Origin of the sequence: Caulobacter segnis (assembly GCF_003243465.1) — a bacterium.
GTDB lineage: Bacteria > Pseudomonadota > Alphaproteobacteria > Caulobacterales > Caulobacteraceae > Caulobacter > Caulobacter segnis_A.
Genome location: NZ_QFQZ01000006.1, coordinates 29,670 through 48,216 on the forward strand (window position 1 = coordinate 29,670; position 18,547 = coordinate 48,216).

Sequence of the window (18,547 nt, forward strand, 5' to 3'; positions counted from 1 at the left end):
CTTCCCGCCGGTTGCCTCGCCGCTGGGCTTTCAGCGGCAATCCCCTCCCTCAACTTCAGCGCCCAGGTCGCGCCTGGGCGTCCTTTTCAGGACACCACCTCATGACCAAGAATATGCTCGACCGCGACCCCTCGTTCTACGACGAGGTCGCCGCCAGCGATAAGCCGTATCAGCTCGCCATCCTGAACGCCGATGGCACCGAAGACGGCCTGGTGCTGGACATCCTCGGCAGCCAATCGGAAGTGGTCCAGATGGAGGTCAACCGCCTCGTCAACGATCGCCGGAAGCGCAAGGCGCAAGCCGCCGCCGTAGCGAAGGGCGAACCGTTGGACTTCACCCCGGTCGAGGACGATATTTCGTTCGGCCACCGCCTCACCGCTGTCCGCGTGGTCGGATGGAACCTGAAGGCGCCGTTCTCGGCCGAAGCCGCCTACCGACTGGTCAGCCGAAGCGCTCGCATCTCCGAGCAGGTCACGGCGGCGTCGAACGACCTCGGAAATTTTACCAGCGCCTCGTCGGAGAGCTGATCACCTTCGCACGAGAGCAATTCGCCTTGGGCGCGCGCCAGCAGGACGGCGCGCCCCTTCGCGATCACCTCGAGATGATGTCTCGCGGACATGATCAACAGGCCGCCGACGCCCGCCATCGACTGGCGAACCCACCACCGTTGCCCGAACTGGCGGCGCACATCTGGCGCTATTACGTCGAGCCGGCCACCGGGCTGGCGGCCACCAGGCCGGTCAACGGAATGGCCCTAAGCCCGATTTCACGTCTTGAGATCGCGCAATGGGAGCGGGACGAGATGGTCCGGCTGGAGGCCTGGGAGCGTCGCGCTCTGCTGCGACTTGACCACGAATATAGAACCGCGAACGCGCCCGCTGGCAGCAGCAAGGCGGGCGGCGACGGGCAACCGGTAGAAGAGGCCTAGACCTTCTTCGCAAGCGTTGCAGAAAGCATTGCGCGGCCGGTAAAGAGCCGGTCGCGCAGCTTATCCCAGGGGCCGAGGTCCGTGTTGCACTCGGCGCAGCGGCTTCTACCAGAAGGTGAGTGCATTTCGGGGTGGTACCAGTCCTGATGGCCGCATGACGGACAGGCGTACATCACGCCGTCGGCGAACTCGTCATCCTCTTCCATCGGTTCTCGCGTCACGGTAGCGTTGCCGCTTTGAGGGGAGGGGTCATGCAGTGGCTTTCGACTAGGGCGCTGGCGATCATCGCCGTTGCGGTGTGGGTGCTGCTCTTCGTAGTGCTGCATTTCCAAAAGCTTGAGCGCGAACGGCCTATGAGGGAGGCGGCTGCCGCCCAGGCAGAGGCCATCGAGCGAGCCGAGACAATCTTGAAGGCGCGGCTGAAGGACCCGTTCAGCGCCCAGTTCTCAGACGTTCGCGTTCTAGGAAACGGTGCGCAGGAACGCGTCTGCGGCCGCGTGAACGCGAAGAATAGCTTCGGCGCGTATGGTGGGCCCGAGCGCTTTCTCGTCATGTCCGGATCTGCATACTTGGGCGATCAGAAGCCAGGTAAGGCGATTTGGAGCCGTCCCGAACACCCCTGTGATGTGTTCTAAGCATTTTTCGCAGGATCGCGGACGCCCCAGCTGATCAGCCCTTCGGTAGCCAGGCGCCGCACGGCTTCAGGCCGTGACGGCTTCGGGTCGGGCTGCTGATCAATCCACGCGTCGACATCAGCAAGGATGTTGGGCTGCAGTCGAACTTGAACCGGGGTGCCCTTGCCGGTGGCCGGCGGGCCGGGCTTCTTACGTAATTGTGGTTGCACGGTCATGGCAACCATGGTACCACAAACAGGTCGGAGCGGAAGAGCGTTGGCGCGCCCAACCGCCCCTAACCAGAGAAACGCGAAAGGAACTCGCGATGTCCCAGGCTAAGAACGCCTGTACCACACGCCGCGCCATTTTTGGAGCCGGCCTTGCTGTTGCGGCGATTGCCGCGCCGGCGGTCACCATTGCGGCGCCATCCGCGGATGCCGAGCTGCATCGCTTGATCGACACGCTGACCGGCGTTCGCGCGCGCATGGAAGCCGCCGACGAGGTCTGGTGGGCTGCGGTTCAGAAGTTCGATAAGGCCAAGGGGGAGGAGCCCGCGGTGCTGAAGAAGCGCCGCATGTCCGACTGGTCGGCCGGCCTTCCCGTGGATGATGGCGAGAGCAGCTATTTCCGCGTCGACGACCTCCCGGCGTGCCGCGAGGCCCTGGCCCGCAACGACAAGCTGTTCGTGGACACCAAGGGCATCTTCAACGCCACCTCGCGGAACCGATGCGCGGAGGTGGTTACGGCGCTAGAGGAGCGCGATGCCTACCTGAACGCCCTTCAAAGCTCGCTTGGCGTAGAGGCAGCTAACGTCAAGCTGGAGGCCATCATCGCTGAAGAGGAAGCCGCCATCGCCGCCGTCCAGACCTGCCGCGCCAAGACCGTCGAGGGTTTGAAGCGAAAGGCCGAGCTGGCGGGAACGTGGGAATTCGGCGACCAGCTCAGCAGCTATGAGACCGGCTGGGCCCGTGCGCTCTTGGCGGACATCAAAGCCATCTCAGGCGCGTGAAGAATAACCAACGTCAGAACCGGACGCCTGCTTTGGTCCGAAAATTCGCGTTCGGTATGAACATCGTGTTGGTAGCAGGAAAGGCCCTGGTCGCGCGACGCGACGAGCCAACGAGATCTCCGGTTCGGCGGCCGCAAAACGTCGAGTTACCGGTGATGCCTGCGGTGCAAGACGCAGGTCGGAAGCCACGGCGCCCTGCCCTAGGAAGCTGTCGCCGTGGCCTCCTCGCTCCAGCCAGCGGTTTGCGGCCGCTGGTGACCAGCAAGGGAGGCTATGATGGCCAACCCCCGTCCCGTCAAGGCGGACGAACAGACGAGGAACTACCAGCACCGCGCCCAACCGGGCGTGACCCAAGCGCCGGCGAACGAGATCACGGTCTCGCCATTCGCCGTCACCGTCCTGAACGATGAACCCCGCGTCCGCGACCTCGACTTGGCCGAACGCCTCGGCTTCGACCGCCCGCGCAACATTCGCAATTTGATCGAACGCCACCGTGCGGAGCTTGATGGTTACGGGGTTTGCTTCGCCGTGAAGCAAACCTCCGGACCGAAGGGCGGCCGACCCACCACGGAGTACTACCTGAGCGAAGAACAGTCGCTGATGCTGGCAGCCGTCTCGAACGCTCCGGCCGCTTCGCTCGTGCGACGCGCACTGATCACCACCTTCGTTGCCCTCCGGCGCGGCCAAGCGCCAGCGGCTCTCGACCAGCCCGACCGCAAGGTGATCGGCGGTATCGTGAAGGCGATCGTTCACAAGGAGATCGCGGACGCGCTCACCGAGGCTCTGCCGCTGCTGGTGGCGCAGAAGCTCGCCGAAGACCCTCGCCGCGCCGTCATCGACAAGGTCTCGATCCGTCAACTGCTGGAAGATGAGAAGGTGCCGCCGAAGGGCCGACGCAGCCTCCAGCGCAAGGTCTTTAACCGCCTGATGGCGTACTGCGTTCAGAACAAGATCGACGCTTATCAGTGCGCTCACAGCAAGACTTGGCTGTTCGACCGGCCAAAAGCGACCTGGTTCATCCGCGAACGCTGTGCTGGTCTGATCGCCGACCACCTCGCCAAGTACAACGGCCAGGGCATCCTTCGCCTCGTGGTGCCTAAGCGGAACCAGGGCCAATGACAGTCGTTCAGATGCGTCCTGAACATGTCTCAGTCCAACCGGTCGGTGCTGATCTCTGGTGGGTCGCTTGGGTCTGTGACCAAGGCGCCGCGCTCTACGTCACCGACCCCAGCTCGTTCGACAGTGCCCTGACTGAGGCCTACGAGTGGGAACTGCCGGTCTTCATTGATCGGATGAACTAAGCCGGAAGGGCGGACGGTCTCTACAACCGCGAGCCCGTTTTTATCAGGCGCTGGAGCGCCAATTCCAACATTGCTGAAGCTTCGCCCGCCATCGCGCGGGCGCTTGGCATGCGTGAAAGGAGGCCATCATGACCGAAGCGACATTGGCCGTCCTGAACATGGAAATTCGCGCGAAAGACGCGACGACGGCAGCTCAACAGCTTGAGCGCCTGACCAAGGCGGCTAGCGACGTAGACGCGGCCTTTGGTCGCGCGGGGCAGGCCGCCAGCACCGCCGGTGCGGCGACGGGCCGGGTCGAGCAATCTCTGCGCCCGCTGATCGCGGTTTACGGTCAGGCTCGCGACGCGCTGGGCCGGTTCACCGATCAGGACGGCAGTTTCCGACATAGCCAAGACGCGACTGCGAAGATGCTGTTGCAGAACGCCAAGACGGTCGAGGCCTACGAGCGGCAGATCGAAAAAGCCACCAAGCAAGTCGAAGCGCTGACCCGCGCCTTTGATCCGGTTGGCGCGGAGATACTGAAGACCAATAGGCAGATTGAACAGGCATCGAAGCTCCAGGGCGACCAGAGCAAGATCGTCGACGGGCTAAAGGGTAAGCTGGCCACGCTTGAAAAGGCGCACGCTGGGGCCGCGAATGGAGCGAAGCTCCAGAGCTATCAGCTGCTGAACCTGGGTCGCCAATTCACGGATGTTGGCGTCTCGATCGCCTCCGGACAACCGGTGTGGATGGTAGCGATCCAGCAGGGTGCGCAGATTGGCGAGGTCTTCGCAGAGGCCAGGACCCAAGGCGTTTCTCTAAAGTCGGCGTTGGGCAGTGTCGCGGCTGTCGCCGTGGACATGGTCAAGAAGTTCGCTCCGCTCATTGGTACGGGAGCGATCCTCGGCGGCGTCGCGCTCGCCGCCTATGGCGTCTGGACCGAAATCAAGAAGACCCAGCAGGCGATGAAAGACCTGGAGGCCGCGACCAACGAGGCCAACGCCGCCATCGCCAACGCCCGAGAGACCATGAAGGAGGCCAGCCTCGGCGCGGGGACGTTCGGCCAGGAGTCGCTCGGCGCGGCCTTCGGCATCAAGAGCTTCGCCGGAGAGGTCGGCGACGCAGCGGTAAAGCTCTACGACTTCGCGGCTGCGGCGAAGACCGCCACCGTCAACGGCCTGATGGCGCAGCGCGTCGCCCTGTCCGAGAAGATCGCCAAGCTGGAGGAGCGCTCGACCGAAGGCCGCCGATCGGCACTCACTGGGCAGTGGACGCCGGCGCGCATCGCCGAGAAGCTCGGAAACCGCATCGGCGGCGACCTCCTGTCGCTCTGGACCGGTGGCGAGAGCGACCGAAACATCTCCAATGACATCGGTGCCGCCAAGAGCGCCATGAAGGAGCTCGAAGCCGCGCTTACTGATGTTCTGAACAAGGACCTCAAGGGCTGGGCGGACGAAGGCCGCGCCGCGCTCGGCGATCTCGGCAAGAAGACGAAGGAGCAAGTCAAGGAGCTCGCCGGCCTCAAGCCGTTCGACGAGTCGAAGCTGCTCAAGGCGACGGACGAGGTCTGGCCCTACATGGCCGACGTCATCCAGGCGACGGAGAAGCGAACCCGTGACCTCAATGCCGCCACCCAGGACTTGGACCGCACCCTGGAGGCGATCCGTATCCCGAGTGACCTTGAGAACCTGGCCTCCGAGCTTGAAGAGCAAGCCAAAGCGGTGCGCGACCTGCGCTACGACTTCGAAGACCTCGCCTACGCGATCAACGAGAACGACTGGGTCTCGGCCTTCGCCGGCTTGGTCAATGTGCTGGCCAAGGTCGAAACCGCCTTCAAGAACGCCAAGACCTCGCAGGACAAGTTCGCAGCGGCGGCGATGCTTGCGCAGGGGGTGGGCAGCGCGGTCGGCGGCACGGGTGGCAACGTGCTGGCCGGCGCGGGCTCTGGCGCCCTCGCCGGTCTGAGCGCTGCGAGCGCCCTCACGACCCTTGGCGTTGTCTCTGGCCCTGTTGGCTGGGCCGCTCTAGGGATCGGCGCGGTAGTTGGTGGCCTTGGCGGACTGTTTGGCTCGTCTTCCAAGAAGAAGAAGGCCCGCCAGCAAGCCGCCGCCCAGGCTGCGGCCGAAGAAGCCCAGCGCCAGCAGACGATCGCCGACACCGCGTTCTCGCTCGACGTCGCCCTCCTGCGAGCCCAGGGCAAGGAGCTCGAGGCCGTCGCCAAGGAGCGCGACAAGGAACTGGCGCGGCTCACGGCCCTTTCGCCGTCCCTGGCGGAGACGCAAAAGCAGCTCTACGCCCTGGAGGACGCTGCCTCGGCCGCTGCGAAGGCGGCGGAACAGGCGGCGGCGGTAGAAGCCAAGCGCCAGTCCATTCAGGACGAGATCGACAAGCTGACGCTGTCTTCGGCGGACCTGCTGTTGAAAGCGCGCGCCAAGGAACGCGCCGAAGCTGTCGCGCTCGATCCCGCCCTCGGCGACCTGATCGACAAGCTCTATGGGCTGCAGGACGCTGCGACCGCGTCGGCGGAGGCGGCTAAGGCCGACCAGGACGCCATGGCGCAAGCCTCCGCCGCTTGGGCTGAACAGCAGCGCCTGTCGACCTATTTGACGGACCAAGCGACCAAGGCGCTGGAGGCGCAAGCCTCCGCCGCTCAGGCCGTGAGCGACGTGTTCGGCGTGGCGATTAAGGCCTCGGAGGATCTTGAGAAGAGCCTGCGGTCCTTCGCCGATAGCTTGGGGCTGGCCGACGAGGCGACGGCGGCGGCGTCCTACGCCCAGGCCAAGGCCGCCTTTGTGTCGTCGCGGGGCGCGGACCAGCAGATCAGCGAGCGGTTCCTGTCGGCCTCGGCCGCGCTGAACGGCGACAGTCTGGCCTATCAGTTGGACCGCGCTTTGGTGAGGTCGGCGACCCTGGGCGTGGCCAACCAGCAGGCCGGCGCGCGGGACGGCATCGCCAGCCTGTTCCGGGGTCTTGAGGCGCAGGGCCTTCTGCCGGGGGCGTCGTCGTTCTCGATCGCCCCGACGCCTACGATCTCCGCGTCGGATATGGCGGCTCCCATAGTCGCTCAGCCCACGGCCGGCAACGACAATGGCACTGCTGGCTTGGTCTCGGAACTCCGAGCGCTTCGTCAGGAAGTCGCCCAACTTCGCGCGGAGGCCGCGCGCGGCGCCGACGCCAGCGAGGCCTCTCGCGACCAATTGCGCCACGGCACTCTAGCGGTCGAGCAGGTCTGATAATGGCGACATGCACCATCCCTATCCCGATCACCGAGGCGGTGCTGACCGCCGCGTCGGTGGCCGAGCCCAGCCCTGGCGAACAGGTCTGGAACAGCCTCACCGGCTACGCCACGGGTGAAAAGGTCATCCTGGGCGCGCCGACCACGACGGTGACGATCAGCAACGGCGCGCCTGCCGTGGTGACATGGACCGCCAACGGTCTGCCGAACGGGACGCCAGTGATCCTGTCGACGGCTGGCGCCTTGCCGACCGGCCTGACGGCGGGGCGGATCTATTACGTGGTCAACCGCTCGGCCGACGCTTTTCAGTTGGCTGAGGTGGTCGGCGGCGCGCCGATCGCAACGTCCAGCGCCGGTTCGGGCGCGCACACGGCCAAGGCCTCGATCCATCGCACCTATCAGAGCGTCAAGCTGACGACCAACACCGGCAATCCGCCCGCGATCGACGATGGAACCAACTGGTACGACGTCGGCCCGACCAACCTGTGGAGCATGATCGACCTTTATCGGCCCAGCGTGACCTGGGGTGTCTCGCCCATGACCTTCCAGCTGACGCCGGGCCAGCGCATCCGCTCGATCTTCCTGGGCGAAATGGACGCCGAAACCGCGCGGGTGGTGGTTAAGGTCGGCGGTGTGACGGTCTATGACGTGACCTCGCAGCTGTGGACGCGCAAGACGTTCACGCCGACCGATTTCTGTTTCAAGCCATGGACCCGGCGCAAGGACGCCCAGCGCATCGACCTGCCGCTGTACTCCAACCCCGTGATCGAGGTGACCCTGACCAAGTCGACGGGCCAAGTCGGCATCGGCGAGGTGGTGATCGGCAATCCGGAATACATGGGGAAGACCCAGTACGGCGCCAAGCGGCCGTTCAAGAACTTCACGAAGTTCGATCGTCGAACCGACGGCACGCCAAACGCTCCCAAGCGCCAGCGCAATGTTCCGACCGCATCCATGTCGATCATGTTCGACAAGGAAAATACGCCGAACTTGCTGGATCTGGCGGACCGCTCCAACGGCTTGATCTGCGTTTGGTCCGGGATCGACGACGACGCCCATTCCTACTTCCCCGCCGCCCTGATCCTGGGCCTGGCCACGACCTTTGAGCCGGATCTCTCACAGCCTGACCACGGCCTCCTTACGCTTGTGGCCGAGGAGTATTGACCCATGCCGACCCCCGCGATCACGACCGCGCCGACCGCGCCGTCGTTCAGCCGCCCCGCCCTGTGGGACCCGGAAATGATGACGTTCCTGGAGTGGATGCAGGCGCTTCCGCCCCAGCTGAACGCGCTCATTCCCTACCTAGCCGCCGCCGCCGGTCCCAACGGCGTCGCGGGCGTGGTTCGGTTCAGCACCACGACCACGGCGGCCGATCCGGGCGCGGGACTGCTGCGCCTGAACAACGCGACCCAGGCCTCGGCGACGGCGGCGTATATCGACCTGACCGACGCGAACGGCATCGACGTGACCAACCTTGTGGCGCGGCTAGGCCTGGGGACCAGCGCCATCAAGGGCGAGTTCCGCCTGGCGCTGTCGGGCGACCCGACCAAGTTCCTGTCCTTCGAGCTGACCTCGGCGACTTCGCCGACCGGCTACCGCGCGCTCGTCCTGCAGAACGGCGTGACCTCGGTCGCCAATCCGTTTGCGGACGGCGACGTGCTGATCTGGTCTTACAGCCGGACGGGCGACAAGGGCGACGCGGGGATCAACGTGCCGTGGTCCTCGCCCCTGGCCGCCCAGACCATTTCTGGATCGCCGACGACGATCACGTTCGGCCCGCTGCCGAACAACCTGGCCAACGTCAATTTCGATTTGAACGCCGTGACGATCGCGACCACGGGGCAACTCTACGCCGCGTTCAGCACCGACAACGGCGCGACGTTCGGCACGCCCGGCCAGATCACGTCGGCCGGCGGTCTAAGCGCCTGGACGATGCTGTTCGAGGTGATCGACTACTTGGCCGCGTCGGGGTGGATCAAGGCCAACGGCACCGGCGGTGCTGTCGTGTGGCGCCGATCGGGCGGGGCGGTCACGCACGTCCGGTTCTCCGCCGGCGGTACGGCCTTTTCCGGCGGCGTGATCACGCCGCGCCTGATCTAGGAGCTGACCATGCTGGACCTTTCCACCGGCGCCGACGGCGAACCGATCCTGCGCGAGCTGACTGCGGAAGAGGCGGAGGCGATCCTGGTTCCGCCGCCGCGTCGCCTGCTGCCGAAGTCAACCGTCACCGGACGGCTGATCGCGATGGGCAAGGCCGCCCAGGTCAAGGCCGGGCTGGACGCCGACCCGGTGGCTTGGGCCCGCTGGTTCACGCCCGATTGGCCCAACGTCTACGCCGACGACGATGGTTTGATCGCTTTCCTTGGTGAACAAGGCCTGGGACTGACCCCGGCCGAAATCGACACCGTCACCGCGCCGTAAGGCCGCCACGCTAGGCCGATCGGCCAAGCCATCAGACATGGAGCAACCCATGAAGAACCTGCTTAAGCGGGCGGCGCTGGTCGCCTGCGCGCTGCTCTGCGCGACTTTCTATGCCATTTCGGCCCCGGCGGTTGCTGGTGTCGTCCCGTTCGCGAATGGGACGCCCTACACGACCGGCATCCTATCCGCGACTAGCGGCGCGGGGAGCGAAAGCAACTACGCAATCCCGGTCCGGGGGCAGGGGTTCAACGTCACGCTTTCCGGCGTCGGCGTCGGAACGGTCGTCCTCGAGCGCTCCTTCGACAAGGGCGTGACCTGGTCGGGCATCTATGCCGCGGGGGTCCAATTCTATTCCTGGACCTACTCCGGCACGCCCATCAGTGAAATTACCGTCGAGCCGGAGAACAACGTCTACTACCGGCTCCGGGCGACAAGCCTGACGAGCGGCTCGATCAACTATCGTATCAGCCAATAAGCCGAGCATCTCATCATGAGCATCCACCGGAACAAGCCCGGCGTCTTCGCACGCCTGCTCACCCTGGCCATGGCGATCGTGATCGGCGTGGGTGGGGTCACGCCCGCGTTTGCCCAGGCCATTGATCCCATGGCGCGCGGGGCAGCGGTCTACGCCGCCCGGCCGCCGATCGTCTCGGTGACGGCGACAGCGGCCCAGCCTTTGGCGACGGCGACCGACACCCTTGTCTCGCTCAACAAGACCACGATCAACCCGGCGAACTTGACCGTCAGCAGCTCGCCGGCGTTCGTAACGATCCCGACCGACGGCGTCTATGCCGTGCGGGGCACCGTGTCGTTCGCCACGAACGGTACGGGCGCGCGTGCGGCCAAGATCGTCTCGGTCAACGCCTCAGGCGCTGTGACCAAAGTCCACAAGGCCGTCACGCTGGACGCTTCGGCGGCTAATCCGGTGACGATCTCGCTGTCGGCGACAGTCGTGCTGATCCAAGGCGAGAATGTCGGCCTGGTCGTCAATCAGACCAGCGGCGGCTCGCTGAACACCGTCGCTGGCGCGACGCTGGATATCGAGCGCCGGATCGAAGCGGCGGCCGAAAGCCTGGTGGTTCCCGGTCCCTTCGCCACCCTGGCCCGCGCGCTGCTGAGCAAGCAAGCGTCGGCGCAGCCGATCGGGCAGATGGCCAGCCCGCCGACCTACAGCATCGGCGCGGCCAACGCCGTTTCGACGCTGACCGGTGCGGCGACCACGGCGCCGAACGTGCTGGCGACCCTGAGCAGCACGGCGGTCGTCACGGGCTCTATCCCGGCGGCGGCGACGTCCACGGCGTCGACGATCAGCGGCTATGTCTTCACGCCGGGCGGAACGATCACCGGATCCTGGGCGGTCGGCCAGGTGCTGTCTGGCTCCGGCGTCACGGCCGGAACCCTGATCGCCAAGGACAATGGAAACGGCACCTATCAGGTCGACAAGTCCCAGAGCGTGGCGTCGACCGCGATCAAGGCGCTCGGCAACGTCCTGATCGTCACCAACATGTTCTCCGGCGCGAACACCCTGGTCGGTGGTGTCGGTCTTTCGGGCAACGGCACGACGACCGGAACCCATATCCTGGCGCAGATCTCCACGTCGAACGGAGACGCGCCGGGCAATCGCGGGACCTATCTCGTCAGCATCCAGCAGGATGTGGCGTCGGGCAGCATCACGGCCTCCACGCCGAACCCGATCCTCGTCGATCGAGGCGGCAAGCGCAGCGCGACCAGCGGGGCGACCGGCCAATATATCTCGCAGGCAAACCTTTCCGCCTCGCAGACGGCGAACAACGGCTGGGGCATCCGCTTCACCGTCACCGGATCCGCCTTCGACCTGGCGGTCGGCACCTTCCAGAACGGCCAGGGCACGCGCCTGAAGTGCGACGGCAAATGGGCCGACACCGGAAAGCGCGTCATCCCGGATTCGTCGAACATCTTCTATCAGAAGTGGGATTTCGGCACGTCGGCGACCCGTGTCTGTGAGATCTGGTTCGACAAGGACGTCTATTTCCGCGGGCTGAACGTCAACGCCGGCGGCTCCATCACGTCGGGCGCCTTCCCGGCCGGCTCGATCACCGCTTATTTCATCGGCGAGAGCTACGCCGCCGGCGCGCTGGGGGGCGGGGCCAGCAGCAACCTGGGCTCTGAAACCAGCGGCACCGTCATCATGGGCGGCGCCTGGCCCTTCAAGATGGGCGAATACTGGGGCTGGGAAAACGTCGTCACGGCCGCCAACGGCGGCACGGGCTTCCTGGTCAACGGGACGACCCGCAAGTACATCGAGCGGCGCAACGATCCCAAGCGGATTGGGACGCCCGACGTCATCGTCATCGCCACGCCGATCAACGACTGGCTTAACCGGACGGCGGGCGGCGACGGCGGCACGGCGACCTCGGCCGCCCTGCTGCAGGCGGCCGTGACGGCCGAAATCGCGGCGATGCGGGCCGACTATCCGAACGCCCTGATCCTGGTGTTCGGTCCCTGGCGCGGCAAGGGCGATCCGACCGGATCGACCTATTACGACGCCACACAGGCGGCGACCCTGGCGGCCGGGCAGAACGATCCGGGCGTGATCTATATCGACAACCAAGGCTGGCAGAACGCCGGTAACGACGCCCTCTATATGGACGTCGACAACACCCACCCGACCACGGCCGGGCAAACCTATCTCGGCTACGAGAAGGCCGGTCCTGCCCTGGTCTCGCCGCTCAAGGCGCTGTCGAAGACGTCGAACTAGACGAGCAGGGCCCGGCCGGCGTCTCGCCGCGCCGGGCCCCAACACATTTCATCATCCTCAAGGAGACGGTCCGCCATGGACGACAAGCACCGGCTGCACGCAGCGGCCGTGGGCCTCATCGTGTCCGCCCTCTGGGCCGGTTTCGCGATGGTGGCCTTTATCTTCGGCGAGCCGCCGCCCGGACGACGCAAGGTCATTCAGGTGGCGTGCGAGAAGATCCTCACCGTCCTGGCGGTCACCTTCGCCGCGCCGATCGCCGCGCCCTGGGCGGCCGATCTGGTCAATTGGGCGCTTGGCCTGGTTCCGATCAAGATCGGCTTCAAGGTCGACCAGCTTACCGCCGTGGCGCTGCTGGCCAGCCTGACGGTGCTGCTGATCGCCAATCCGGACGCGCGGGCTCGCGTCTTTGCCTGGCTGAAGGGCAAAGTGGGAGTGACGCCATGAGCGGCTTTCTCCACGTCCTGAGCGTCGGACTGGCGATGGTCGCAGTCGGGACGTTCCTCATGTCGGCGTTCCTGCTTGGTGTCGACGCCAAGGGCTGGCGCAACGCGCCCGTCTGGCTTCGCCAGGTCCTGCACCTGCTGGCGGTGTTCTGGCTGGCGGCCGGCTTTGTGGCCATGCGCTACCCGGCCGCCGTCATCACGCCCGTCACCATCTGCGCGGTTGTGATCTTCGCACTTGGCGGCTTCGCCCTGCTGGCCTGGCTGATCAAGCACCGGCCGGCGCGCCACGGCGCCGACCTTCGCCGCTGAGCGGCGCGGCGCGCGAAACTGGTTCGCCGCCCCAATCAAGGACATCGCCATGAATGCACCGCTGGGACCGATCCGGTTCCTGACTATTCACTGCGCCGCCACGCCGGAAGGCCGCGACGTCTCGCCCGACGATATCGCCCGCTGGGACATCGACCGCTTCGGCCAAGAAAGCTATCACCTGATCGTCACGCTGGACGGCGAGATCCATCGCCGTCTGCCCGACACGGTCAAGGGCGCGCACGTCGCCAAGGCCAACAGCGGCAATATCGGCGTCTGCTACGTCGGCGGCCTGGCCAAGGACGGCAAGACGCCCAAGGACACCCGCACCGACCTGCAGCGCGCCGCCCTGGCGCAGATCGTCCACGACTACCGCGAGCGCGTGCCGAACCTGATCGTGCGCGGTCACCGGGATTGGCCGGGCGTGGCCAAGGCCTGCCCGAGCTTCGACGTTGCGCCGTGGCTGAAGTCGCTGGGTTGACGTGAAGAGGCCCCGGCCTGTCACGAGCCGGGGCCTATTGACCGCCGTCAGTCGGGGGGCGTTTGGCGGTCGATCGGAAAACGCCCTCGTTGGGGAATGGTTCCCGCGCATCTGCGCCTTATCAACCGCGCCGGCCGGTCGCCGGCAAATCTCCCGTGCTGGAGGCTCCCATGAAATCCCTAATGTCGTGCCTCGCCCTGTTGGGCGTGGCGGCGATCCTGACCGCGTGCGTGGCGCTGCCGTCGAAAGACGACATCGCCCAGGCCGTGACCGCGCCCGGCGTCGACGCCGCGGCGGCCAATTTCGAAACGGCGGTCGCCGTGCTGGCCAGCTCGATCGCCATCGCGGTCGACGATCCCGACGCCGGCGTCGACGAGGCAAAGCTGGCCAAGGCGGTGCGCAAGGCCGCGGACGCCCTGGACGAGGCGCGGGTGGTGTTCGACGCCCGCAGCGGCGATCCCGGCGGGCTGATCGACAAGGCGTTCGGCGCGCTGGGCGAGGCCGTCCCGATGACCGCGAGCCCGCGAATCCGGTTCGCCCTGTCGGTCGCGCGCGGCGCCGGGCAAGTCTATGCCGGCAGGCTGCATCTGGTCGGCGCGCCCGCCGCGCCGTCGGAACGGCTGAAGGCCTCGCGCGAGGACGCCGACCGGGCCATCGCGGGCTTGCTCGCCCGCCTCCCGCCGCCCGAAACCTGACGCCTCGGCCTGACGCCTGACCGCTCGCCCGCTCGCGGGCTCGAGCGCACAACGACAAAGCCCCGCCGGCTCGCGCTGGCGGGGCTTTTTGCTATGGTCCAGGCGGGAGAACCGAAGGGGCGCGGGCATGAGCGGCAAATGGCCGGACGGGGGAGAGCAGCCGCTGACGCGGCGAGAGCGGCTGATCATGGGCGCGGTCGGGGTCGTGCTGGTCGCCGCCCTGGTCGGCCTGATGCTGCTGGCCGCGCTTTCGCTGATGGGCCGGCGTCCGACTCCTGTGGCGTTCGCCGCGGTCGCCGCGATCAGCGTGTCGATAAGCCTGCTGTGGGTTCGGCCGTGGGACGGCCCGCCGTCGACGCGATAGCATCCGCCATGGACGAGTTGGAAAAGCGCCTCGCGGCCCTGGAGTTGGTCGTCATCGAGCTTGGGGCCTGGCTGGACCCGGCCGCCATCGACGACGCCATGCGCTCTATCGCCGCCGGTATCGAGACCGGATGCGACGAGGAGCGGGAGATCCGCCGCCAGGCGCTGCACCTGCTCCAGGACGCCCGCCGCCGGTTCGAGCCGCCGGCGGCCGGCGTCGTCATCACCTAGAGCGGCGTCTCTTCGGGTTCCTTCGGCGGGTCTTGCTTCACGCCGACGCCGCGATTGACGATCACCAGGGCGTCGTCGGCAAGCGGTCGCTGCAGAGCCTTGGCCTCGTCCCAGGGCGCCCGCATCCAGACGTCGCGCTCTTCGGCCGTCGTCAGGATCACCGGCATGGCCTTGTCGTGGACGGCGCCGACGACACTGTTCGCCGAGGTGGTCAGGAAGGCATAGAGATCGCAGGTGACTTCGCCCTCGCTGGCCTTGCGAACGCAGGTCCAGGCCGGTTGATGAACCCCGGCGAAGAAGGCGAGCGGGCGTTCCTCGTTCAGCGCGAACCAGACGTTTTCACCCGGAACCCCGCCGACCTGGTTCGGCTCGGCGAAGGCGGTCAACGGCACAAGACAGCGATGTTCCGGCGTCAGCCAGCGCCGCCAGTGCGGGCTGTCGGTCTTGCGGACGTTGGTCACGCCGCGATCGGGTTCGGCCTTGATCAGCTCGCCCAGGCGCGCGTCGTCGATGACGTGGCCTTTCTTGCGAAGCGCCTCGGCCCGCTTCTCGGCCGCCTGGCGCTGGACGAAGAACGGCGAAGGCATCCCCCAGCGCGCCATGGCGAGCTCTAGCCCCGACCCGTCGGCCGCCTGGCGCACGATCGGCGCGGCCATGTCCGGAAAGATGCCGGGCAGGGGCGGCATGTTGCCGACCCGGTCCATGGCGCGCGTCGCCGCCAGAATCTCGGCTTGCCCGCGGCGCTGGCTGTAGAGGTTGCACACCGCCTCAGCCTTTCAACCAAAGCTCGACAGTCCAGCAGTCCCCGGCCGGATCGTCGCCGACCAGCTGGCGCGCTTCGACGTGTTCGACCGACGGGTGCGCCGCCCAGAAATCGCGGTCGGTCTTCCATTCGCCGGAGAGGGTCATGTCGGGCGCGCGGGCCGGACGCTGCGTCGCCGCCGCGTCCGGCGCGTCCAGAGTCGCCAGCCATAGACGCACGGTCGCGGTGTCGCCGTTGGGTTCCGCCGTCTCTATTGCTTGCGAGACGAGGGGATGACGCGTCCAAAAGCCGTGCGGCGCCCGCGTCCCGGTGGCGACAAGCGCCGCGCCATCCTCGTAGAACCGGCGAACCTCGCCCGTCGCCTCGTCAACGGTGCGCCAGGTGAAGGGCTCTGCAGTCATCTGGGTCTCCATGGGCGGAACCTATCGGCGCTGCTGGCCGGCGCCTAGGCCGCCTTGTGGGTTGGTCGGGCTTCCCAGCGCGCCACGGTCTTGAGGATGCCGACATCCATCGCCGACACCTCTACGCTCGCGGCGGGAATGCCGTTGCATCCGTACTGAACCTTTGAGCACTTGAACACGCCGCGCGCGAACAGGCGCTCGATCGAGACGTCACCCATCGCGCTCTTCGCCAGCCCGCTCAGCGCCAGCATCGTCGAGACCCCGCACTTCGGACAGCTGACCGTGACCCGCCAGTCGAGGTCATGACAGGTTCGCAGCGTGATTCGATGGGCCGTGACGGGCCACATCAGGCGCAGGTTCTCACGCGCAAACAGGCGCGTTGGGCCAACATGGCGATTTCTCCGATGTTCCGGAAGTGTTCTCATCCAGCATGGGGAGGCGAGTCAAGGCGACTCACGTACGAAGTGGGAACGCGCCGCCCAACTCGCTCCCAACTCCGTCTTGGAGAGCGCCGAATGGTATAGCTAAGTCATTGAATTTGCTGGAGCGGGCGGGGGGAATCGAACCCCCGACATTCAGCTTGGGAAGCTGACGTTCTACCTCTGAACTACGCCCGCTCAGGGGACGAACCGTTTAGCCCGGCTCGGGGCGGTACTCAAGCGCTGGCGCGACTTGATTTCACGATAGCGCGCGCGCTCTCAGGCTTTGCCCGCCGCCGAGGCGGGACCGCCGGCGCCGACGCAGCGGGCGAGCATCTGCGCCAGGGCCGAGGCCTCGATCGGCTTGGGCAGCACGTCGTCCATGCCGGCCGCGTGGTAGCCGGCGGTCTCCTGTTCGAGCAGGCTGGCCGTCACGGCCACGATGGGCACCCGCCTCCGGCCCAGGCGGTCTTCCTCCTGGCGGATGGCGCGGGTGGCCTCCACGCCGTCCATGACCGGCATGTGCACGTCCATGAAGATCGCGTCCCAGGGCTGGCGCCGCCAGGCCTCGAGCGCCTCGCGCCCATCGGCGGCGAAGCCGCACGCAATGCCGAAGGGCTCGACGAGCGCGGCGATGATCTTGCGGTTGATGGCGTTGTCGTCGACGACCAGCAGGGTCGGGGGCTCCTCGCCATCGTCGTCGCTGCGCAGGACGGCGGTGCGGGACGCCGCTTCGGCGGTGGTGACCGGACAGGGGATCCGCAGGGCGAAGGTCGACCCCCGGCCAGGCTCGGACGTTGCGGACATCTGCCCGCCCATCTTGGCGACCAGCCCTTGGCAGAGGGCCAGGCCAAGGCCGATGCCGCCGGCCGCGCGCTTGGTGGAGTCGTCGAGCTGGCTGAACCGCTCGAAGATCACCGCCATCTTCTCCGGCGCGACCCCGTCGCCGGTGTCGATGACCTCTATCCGCAGTTCGTCGCCCGCGCCAACGATCCGGCAATCGACGCCGCCCGCCTGGGTGAACTTCAGGGCGTTGTCGATCAAGACGCTGACGAGTTGCCGGAGGCGGTCCAGGTCGCCCAGCCGGGTCTCGCCCGCGGCGGCCTCCAGCTGCATGGTCAGGCGAAGCCCGCGGGCGTCGGCCGTCGGCCGGTGCAGGTCGTCGAGCGACTGGGCCAGGGCGGCCAGCGCGAAGGCGCGCGGTTTCAGGCGCAGGGCGCCGTCGTCCAGCCGGCAGAGGTCCAGGACGTCGTCGACCATCATGCGCAGTCGCCGCGCCGCGCCCTTCATCTCCCGCACCTGTTCCCGTTGGGTCTTGTCGAGCGACGAGCGGCCCAGGATCTGTCCGACGCCGAGAATGGCGTTCAGCGGCGTGCGCATCTCATGGCTGACCGTCGCGAGGAAGCGCGACTTGGCCTCGTTGGCGCTCTGGGCGCGTTCGCTCGCCGCCTGCAGCTGCTGTGTGCGCAGGGCGACGCGGGCTTCGAGCTCCTGGTTCAGGGTGTTGAGATCCCGGCCGCGGCGCGCCAGCGCCTCGACCAGGTCGCGGTTCTGGTCGCGGAGCTGGATCGAGTCGACGAGCAGGGCGTGGTTGTTGCGGTGACCGGCCAGCATGACCAGCCAGAAGGCGGCCCCCAGCAGGCCAAGCGCCCGGTCTTGCCCGAGCAGCAGGGCCGTGGAGGCTGGAAGCAGGATCAGGGAGATATAGATCCTTCCGGTCAGCTTCATCGGCGACAGCACGCCGGTCGCGCCCCCAGCCAGGGCCGACAGCACCACGATGATCACGAAGCGCGTGCGCTGGCTGTCGATCGGAAACCGAAGCCAGGCCAGGATCGCCCACAGGGCGGCGCTGACCAGCAGGCCGGCCGAGAAGGTCGCCACAAGGCCATCCAGGTGCTTGGCCAGGGCGCCGCCGCGCAGCGCCGAGGCGAGCAGGCGGTCCACGACGACCCGCACCAGCAGGACGGCGAGGGTAGTCGCTAGCCACATCCAGTAGAACGGTCGCTCTGACGGCAAGGTCGCCAGGGTCACGCCGACAGCCGCCGCCGCCTGGACGCCCATGGTCGCCACGCTGTTGCGCGAGGCTTGCCGAATGAGGTCCAGGGTCAGGGACTTGCGTTGAATGCTCGAACGTCCTCGCGCCGGAGTCACGGTTGTTTTCGATTATGACTGAGCTCGCCGAAGCTTATGCATGGCGTTGGCCGCCGAGTCATCGCGCGTC

The 18,547-nt window shown here is 66.8% G+C and carries 23 protein-coding genes and 1 tRNA gene; 17 read left to right on the top strand and 7 right to left on the bottom strand.

The window, feature by feature from the left end; translation table 11 throughout:
• Positions 1 to 101 precede the first annotated feature (101 nt).
• Both DI526_RS03430 and DI526_RS03435 read left to right on the top strand, forming a co-directional pair.
• The gene (locus tag DI526_RS03430; RefSeq protein ID WP_304274048.1) at positions 102 to 527 is read left to right on the top strand and encodes a hypothetical protein; all 426 of its coding nucleotides are present in this window, start codon (positions 102 to 104) and stop codon (positions 525 to 527) included.
• Positions 528 to 553: 26 nt separating this feature from the next.
• Positions 554 to 928, top strand: coding sequence for a hypothetical protein (locus DI526_RS03435; protein WP_304274050.1), 375 nt, complete (start codon positions 554 to 556; stop codon positions 926 to 928).
• Here the strand turns inward: DI526_RS03435 and DI526_RS03440 are convergent.
• A complete protein-coding gene (locus DI526_RS03440; RefSeq protein ID WP_304274052.1) occupies positions 925 to 1,134 on the bottom strand; it encodes a hypothetical protein in 210 nt (69 codons plus the stop codon). The genes DI526_RS03435 and DI526_RS03440 overlap by 4 nt on opposite strands.
• A gap of 45 nt (positions 1,135 to 1,179) precedes the next feature.
• Here DI526_RS03440 and DI526_RS03445 point away from each other — a divergent pair, with 45 nt between their 5' ends.
• Positions 1,180 to 1,563, top strand: a complete 384-nt coding sequence (locus DI526_RS03445) for a hypothetical protein (protein ID WP_304274054.1) — start codon at positions 1,180 to 1,182, stop codon at positions 1,561 to 1,563.
• Here DI526_RS03445 and DI526_RS03450 read toward each other — a convergent pair.
• The gene (locus DI526_RS03450; protein WP_304274056.1) at positions 1,560 to 1,787 is read right to left on the bottom strand and encodes a hypothetical protein; all 228 of its coding nucleotides are present in this window, start codon (positions 1,785 to 1,787) and stop codon (positions 1,560 to 1,562) included. The genes DI526_RS03445 and DI526_RS03450 overlap by 4 nt on opposite strands.
• Before the next feature lie 80 nt (positions 1,788 to 1,867).
• Here DI526_RS03450 and DI526_RS03455 point away from each other — a divergent pair, with 80 nt between their 5' ends.
• The 14 genes from DI526_RS03455 to DI526_RS03520 all read left to right on the top strand — a co-directional run bounded on the left by DI526_RS03455 (position 1,868) and on the right by DI526_RS03520 (position 14,743).
• Positions 1,868 to 2,551 carry a hypothetical protein gene (locus DI526_RS03455; RefSeq protein ID WP_304274057.1) on the top strand — a complete coding sequence of 228 codons (684 nt, stop codon included), beginning with the start codon at positions 1,868 to 1,870 and terminating at the stop codon, positions 2,549 to 2,551.
• A gap of 276 nt (positions 2,552 to 2,827) precedes the next feature.
• Positions 2,828 to 3,670, top strand: coding sequence for a hypothetical protein (locus tag DI526_RS03460; protein WP_304274058.1), 843 nt, complete (start codon positions 2,828 to 2,830; stop codon positions 3,668 to 3,670).
• Positions 3,671 to 3,980: 310 nt separating this feature from the next.
• A complete protein-coding gene (locus tag DI526_RS03465; protein WP_304274059.1) occupies positions 3,981 to 7,064 on the top strand; it encodes a phage tail length tape measure family protein in 3,084 nt (1,027 codons plus the stop codon).
• 2 nt (positions 7,065 to 7,066) lie between these two features.
• Positions 7,067 to 8,230: a hypothetical protein gene (locus tag DI526_RS03470; protein WP_304274061.1), complete on the top strand. Its 1,164-nt coding sequence runs from the start codon at positions 7,067 to 7,069 to the stop codon at positions 8,228 to 8,230.
• A gap of 3 nt (positions 8,231 to 8,233) precedes the next feature.
• Positions 8,234 to 9,166, top strand: coding sequence for a hypothetical protein (locus tag DI526_RS03475; protein ID WP_304274062.1), 933 nt, complete (start codon positions 8,234 to 8,236; stop codon positions 9,164 to 9,166).
• A gap of 9 nt (positions 9,167 to 9,175) precedes the next feature.
• Positions 9,176 to 9,487 carry a hypothetical protein gene (locus tag DI526_RS03480; RefSeq protein ID WP_304274064.1) on the top strand — a complete coding sequence of 104 codons (312 nt, stop codon included), beginning with the start codon at positions 9,176 to 9,178 and terminating at the stop codon, positions 9,485 to 9,487.
• 49 nt (positions 9,488 to 9,536) lie between these two features.
• Entirely contained in the window at positions 9,537 to 9,962 is a 426-nt protein-coding gene (locus tag DI526_RS03485; RefSeq protein ID WP_304274065.1) for a hypothetical protein, read from the top strand.
• 15 nt (positions 9,963 to 9,977) lie between these two features.
• Positions 9,978 to 12,224 carry an SGNH/GDSL hydrolase family protein gene (locus DI526_RS03490; RefSeq protein ID WP_304274067.1) on the top strand — a complete coding sequence of 749 codons (2,247 nt, stop codon included), beginning with the start codon at positions 9,978 to 9,980 and terminating at the stop codon, positions 12,222 to 12,224.
• 75 nt (positions 12,225 to 12,299) lie between these two features.
• A complete protein-coding gene (locus DI526_RS03495; RefSeq protein ID WP_304274069.1) occupies positions 12,300 to 12,668 on the top strand; it encodes a hypothetical protein in 369 nt (122 codons plus the stop codon).
• The gene (locus DI526_RS03500; RefSeq protein ID WP_304274070.1) at positions 12,665 to 12,976 is read left to right on the top strand and encodes a hypothetical protein; all 312 of its coding nucleotides are present in this window, start codon (positions 12,665 to 12,667) and stop codon (positions 12,974 to 12,976) included. The genes DI526_RS03495 and DI526_RS03500 overlap by 4 nt, the downstream gene beginning before the upstream one ends.
• A 49-nt stretch (positions 12,977 to 13,025) precedes the next feature.
• A complete protein-coding gene (locus DI526_RS03505; RefSeq protein ID WP_304274072.1) occupies positions 13,026 to 13,454 on the top strand; it encodes an N-acetylmuramoyl-L-alanine amidase in 429 nt (142 codons plus the stop codon).
• Between the two features lie 170 nt (positions 13,455 to 13,624).
• The gene (locus DI526_RS03510; protein WP_304274073.1) at positions 13,625 to 14,149 is read left to right on the top strand and encodes a hypothetical protein; all 525 of its coding nucleotides are present in this window, start codon (positions 13,625 to 13,627) and stop codon (positions 14,147 to 14,149) included.
• 127 nt (positions 14,150 to 14,276) lie between these two features.
• Positions 14,277 to 14,513 (top strand): hypothetical protein, encoded by a 237-nt coding sequence (locus DI526_RS03515; protein ID WP_304274076.1) that lies wholly within the window; start codon positions 14,277 to 14,279, stop codon positions 14,511 to 14,513.
• Between the two features lie 8 nt (positions 14,514 to 14,521).
• Positions 14,522 to 14,743, top strand: a complete 222-nt coding sequence (locus DI526_RS03520; RefSeq protein WP_304274078.1) for a hypothetical protein — start codon at positions 14,522 to 14,524, stop codon at positions 14,741 to 14,743.
• On the opposite strand, the gene DI526_RS03525 is transcribed toward DI526_RS03520, so the two are convergent.
• The 5 genes from DI526_RS03525 to DI526_RS03545 all read right to left on the bottom strand — a co-directional run bounded on the left by DI526_RS03525 (position 14,740) and on the right by DI526_RS03545 (position 18,477).
• On the bottom strand, positions 14,740 to 15,507 hold the full coding sequence (locus tag DI526_RS03525; protein WP_304274080.1) for an SOS response-associated peptidase family protein: 768 nt from the start codon (positions 15,505 to 15,507) through the stop codon (positions 14,740 to 14,742). The two genes, DI526_RS03520 and DI526_RS03525, sit on opposite strands and share 4 nt — an antisense overlap.
• 4 nt (positions 15,508 to 15,511) lie before the next feature.
• Positions 15,512 to 15,907 carry a hypothetical protein gene (locus DI526_RS03530; RefSeq protein ID WP_304274081.1) on the bottom strand — a complete coding sequence of 132 codons (396 nt, stop codon included), beginning with the start codon at positions 15,905 to 15,907 and terminating at the stop codon, positions 15,512 to 15,514.
• 44 nt (positions 15,908 to 15,951) lie between these two features.
• Positions 15,952 to 16,254, bottom strand: coding sequence for a hypothetical protein (locus tag DI526_RS03535; RefSeq protein WP_304274083.1), 303 nt, complete (start codon positions 16,252 to 16,254; stop codon positions 15,952 to 15,954).
• Between the two features lie 195 nt (positions 16,255 to 16,449).
• Positions 16,450 to 16,524, bottom strand: a tRNA-Gly gene (locus DI526_RS03540).
• Positions 16,525 to 16,605: 81 nt separating this feature from the next.
• Complete coding sequence (locus DI526_RS03545; protein ID WP_304274085.1) at positions 16,606 to 18,477, bottom strand: ATP-binding protein; 1,872 nt, start codon at positions 18,475 to 18,477, stop codon at positions 16,606 to 16,608.
• Between the last annotated feature and the right edge of the window lie 70 nt (positions 18,478 to 18,547).

What these genes read in the sequence shown, in the direction of transcription:
- DI526_RS03510 (WP_304274073.1), top strand. Translation starts at nt 13,625, where the DNA reads ATGAAATCCCTAATGTCGTGCCTCGCCCTGTTGGGCGTGGCGGCGATC.
- DI526_RS03515 (WP_304274076.1), top strand. Translation starts at nt 14,277, where the DNA reads ATGAGCGGCAAATGGCCGGACGGGGGAGAGCAGCCGCTGACGCGGCGA.
- DI526_RS03445 (WP_304274054.1), top strand. Translation starts at nt 1,180, where the DNA reads ATGCAGTGGCTTTCGACTAGGGCGCTGGCGATCATCGCCGTTGCGGTG.
- DI526_RS03535 (WP_304274083.1), bottom strand. Translation starts at nt 16,254, where the DNA reads ATGTGGCCCGTCACGGCCCATCGAATCACGCTGCGAACCTGTCATGAC.
- DI526_RS03490 (WP_304274067.1), top strand. Translation starts at nt 9,978, where the DNA reads ATGAGCATCCACCGGAACAAGCCCGGCGTCTTCGCACGCCTGCTCACC.
- DI526_RS03530 (WP_304274081.1), bottom strand. Translation starts at nt 15,907, where the DNA reads ATGACTGCAGAGCCCTTCACCTGGCGCACCGTTGACGAGGCGACGGGC.
- DI526_RS03460 (WP_304274058.1), top strand. Translation starts at nt 2,828, where the DNA reads ATGGCCAACCCCCGTCCCGTCAAGGCGGACGAACAGACGAGGAACTAC.
- DI526_RS03485 (WP_304274065.1), top strand. Translation starts at nt 9,537, where the DNA reads ATGAAGAACCTGCTTAAGCGGGCGGCGCTGGTCGCCTGCGCGCTGCTC.
- DI526_RS03505 (WP_304274072.1), top strand. Translation starts at nt 13,026, where the DNA reads ATGAATGCACCGCTGGGACCGATCCGGTTCCTGACTATTCACTGCGCC.
- DI526_RS03470 (WP_304274061.1), top strand. Translation starts at nt 7,067, where the DNA reads ATGGCGACATGCACCATCCCTATCCCGATCACCGAGGCGGTGCTGACC.
- DI526_RS03500 (WP_304274070.1), top strand. Translation starts at nt 12,665, where the DNA reads ATGAGCGGCTTTCTCCACGTCCTGAGCGTCGGACTGGCGATGGTCGCA.
- DI526_RS03430 (WP_304274048.1), top strand. Translation starts at nt 102, where the DNA reads ATGACCAAGAATATGCTCGACCGCGACCCCTCGTTCTACGACGAGGTC.
- DI526_RS03520 (WP_304274078.1), top strand. Translation starts at nt 14,522, where the DNA reads ATGGACGAGTTGGAAAAGCGCCTCGCGGCCCTGGAGTTGGTCGTCATC.
- DI526_RS03495 (WP_304274069.1), top strand. Translation starts at nt 12,300, where the DNA reads ATGGACGACAAGCACCGGCTGCACGCAGCGGCCGTGGGCCTCATCGTG.
- DI526_RS03440 (WP_304274052.1), bottom strand. Translation starts at nt 1,134, where the DNA reads ATGGAAGAGGATGACGAGTTCGCCGACGGCGTGATGTACGCCTGTCCG.
- DI526_RS03455 (WP_304274057.1), top strand. Translation starts at nt 1,868, where the DNA reads ATGTCCCAGGCTAAGAACGCCTGTACCACACGCCGCGCCATTTTTGGA.
- DI526_RS03465 (WP_304274059.1), top strand. Translation starts at nt 3,981, where the DNA reads ATGACCGAAGCGACATTGGCCGTCCTGAACATGGAAATTCGCGCGAAA.
- DI526_RS03475 (WP_304274062.1), top strand. Translation starts at nt 8,234, where the DNA reads ATGCCGACCCCCGCGATCACGACCGCGCCGACCGCGCCGTCGTTCAGC.
- DI526_RS03450 (WP_304274056.1), bottom strand. Translation starts at nt 1,787, where the DNA reads ATGGTTGCCATGACCGTGCAACCACAATTACGTAAGAAGCCCGGCCCG.
- DI526_RS03480 (WP_304274064.1), top strand. Translation starts at nt 9,176, where the DNA reads ATGCTGGACCTTTCCACCGGCGCCGACGGCGAACCGATCCTGCGCGAG.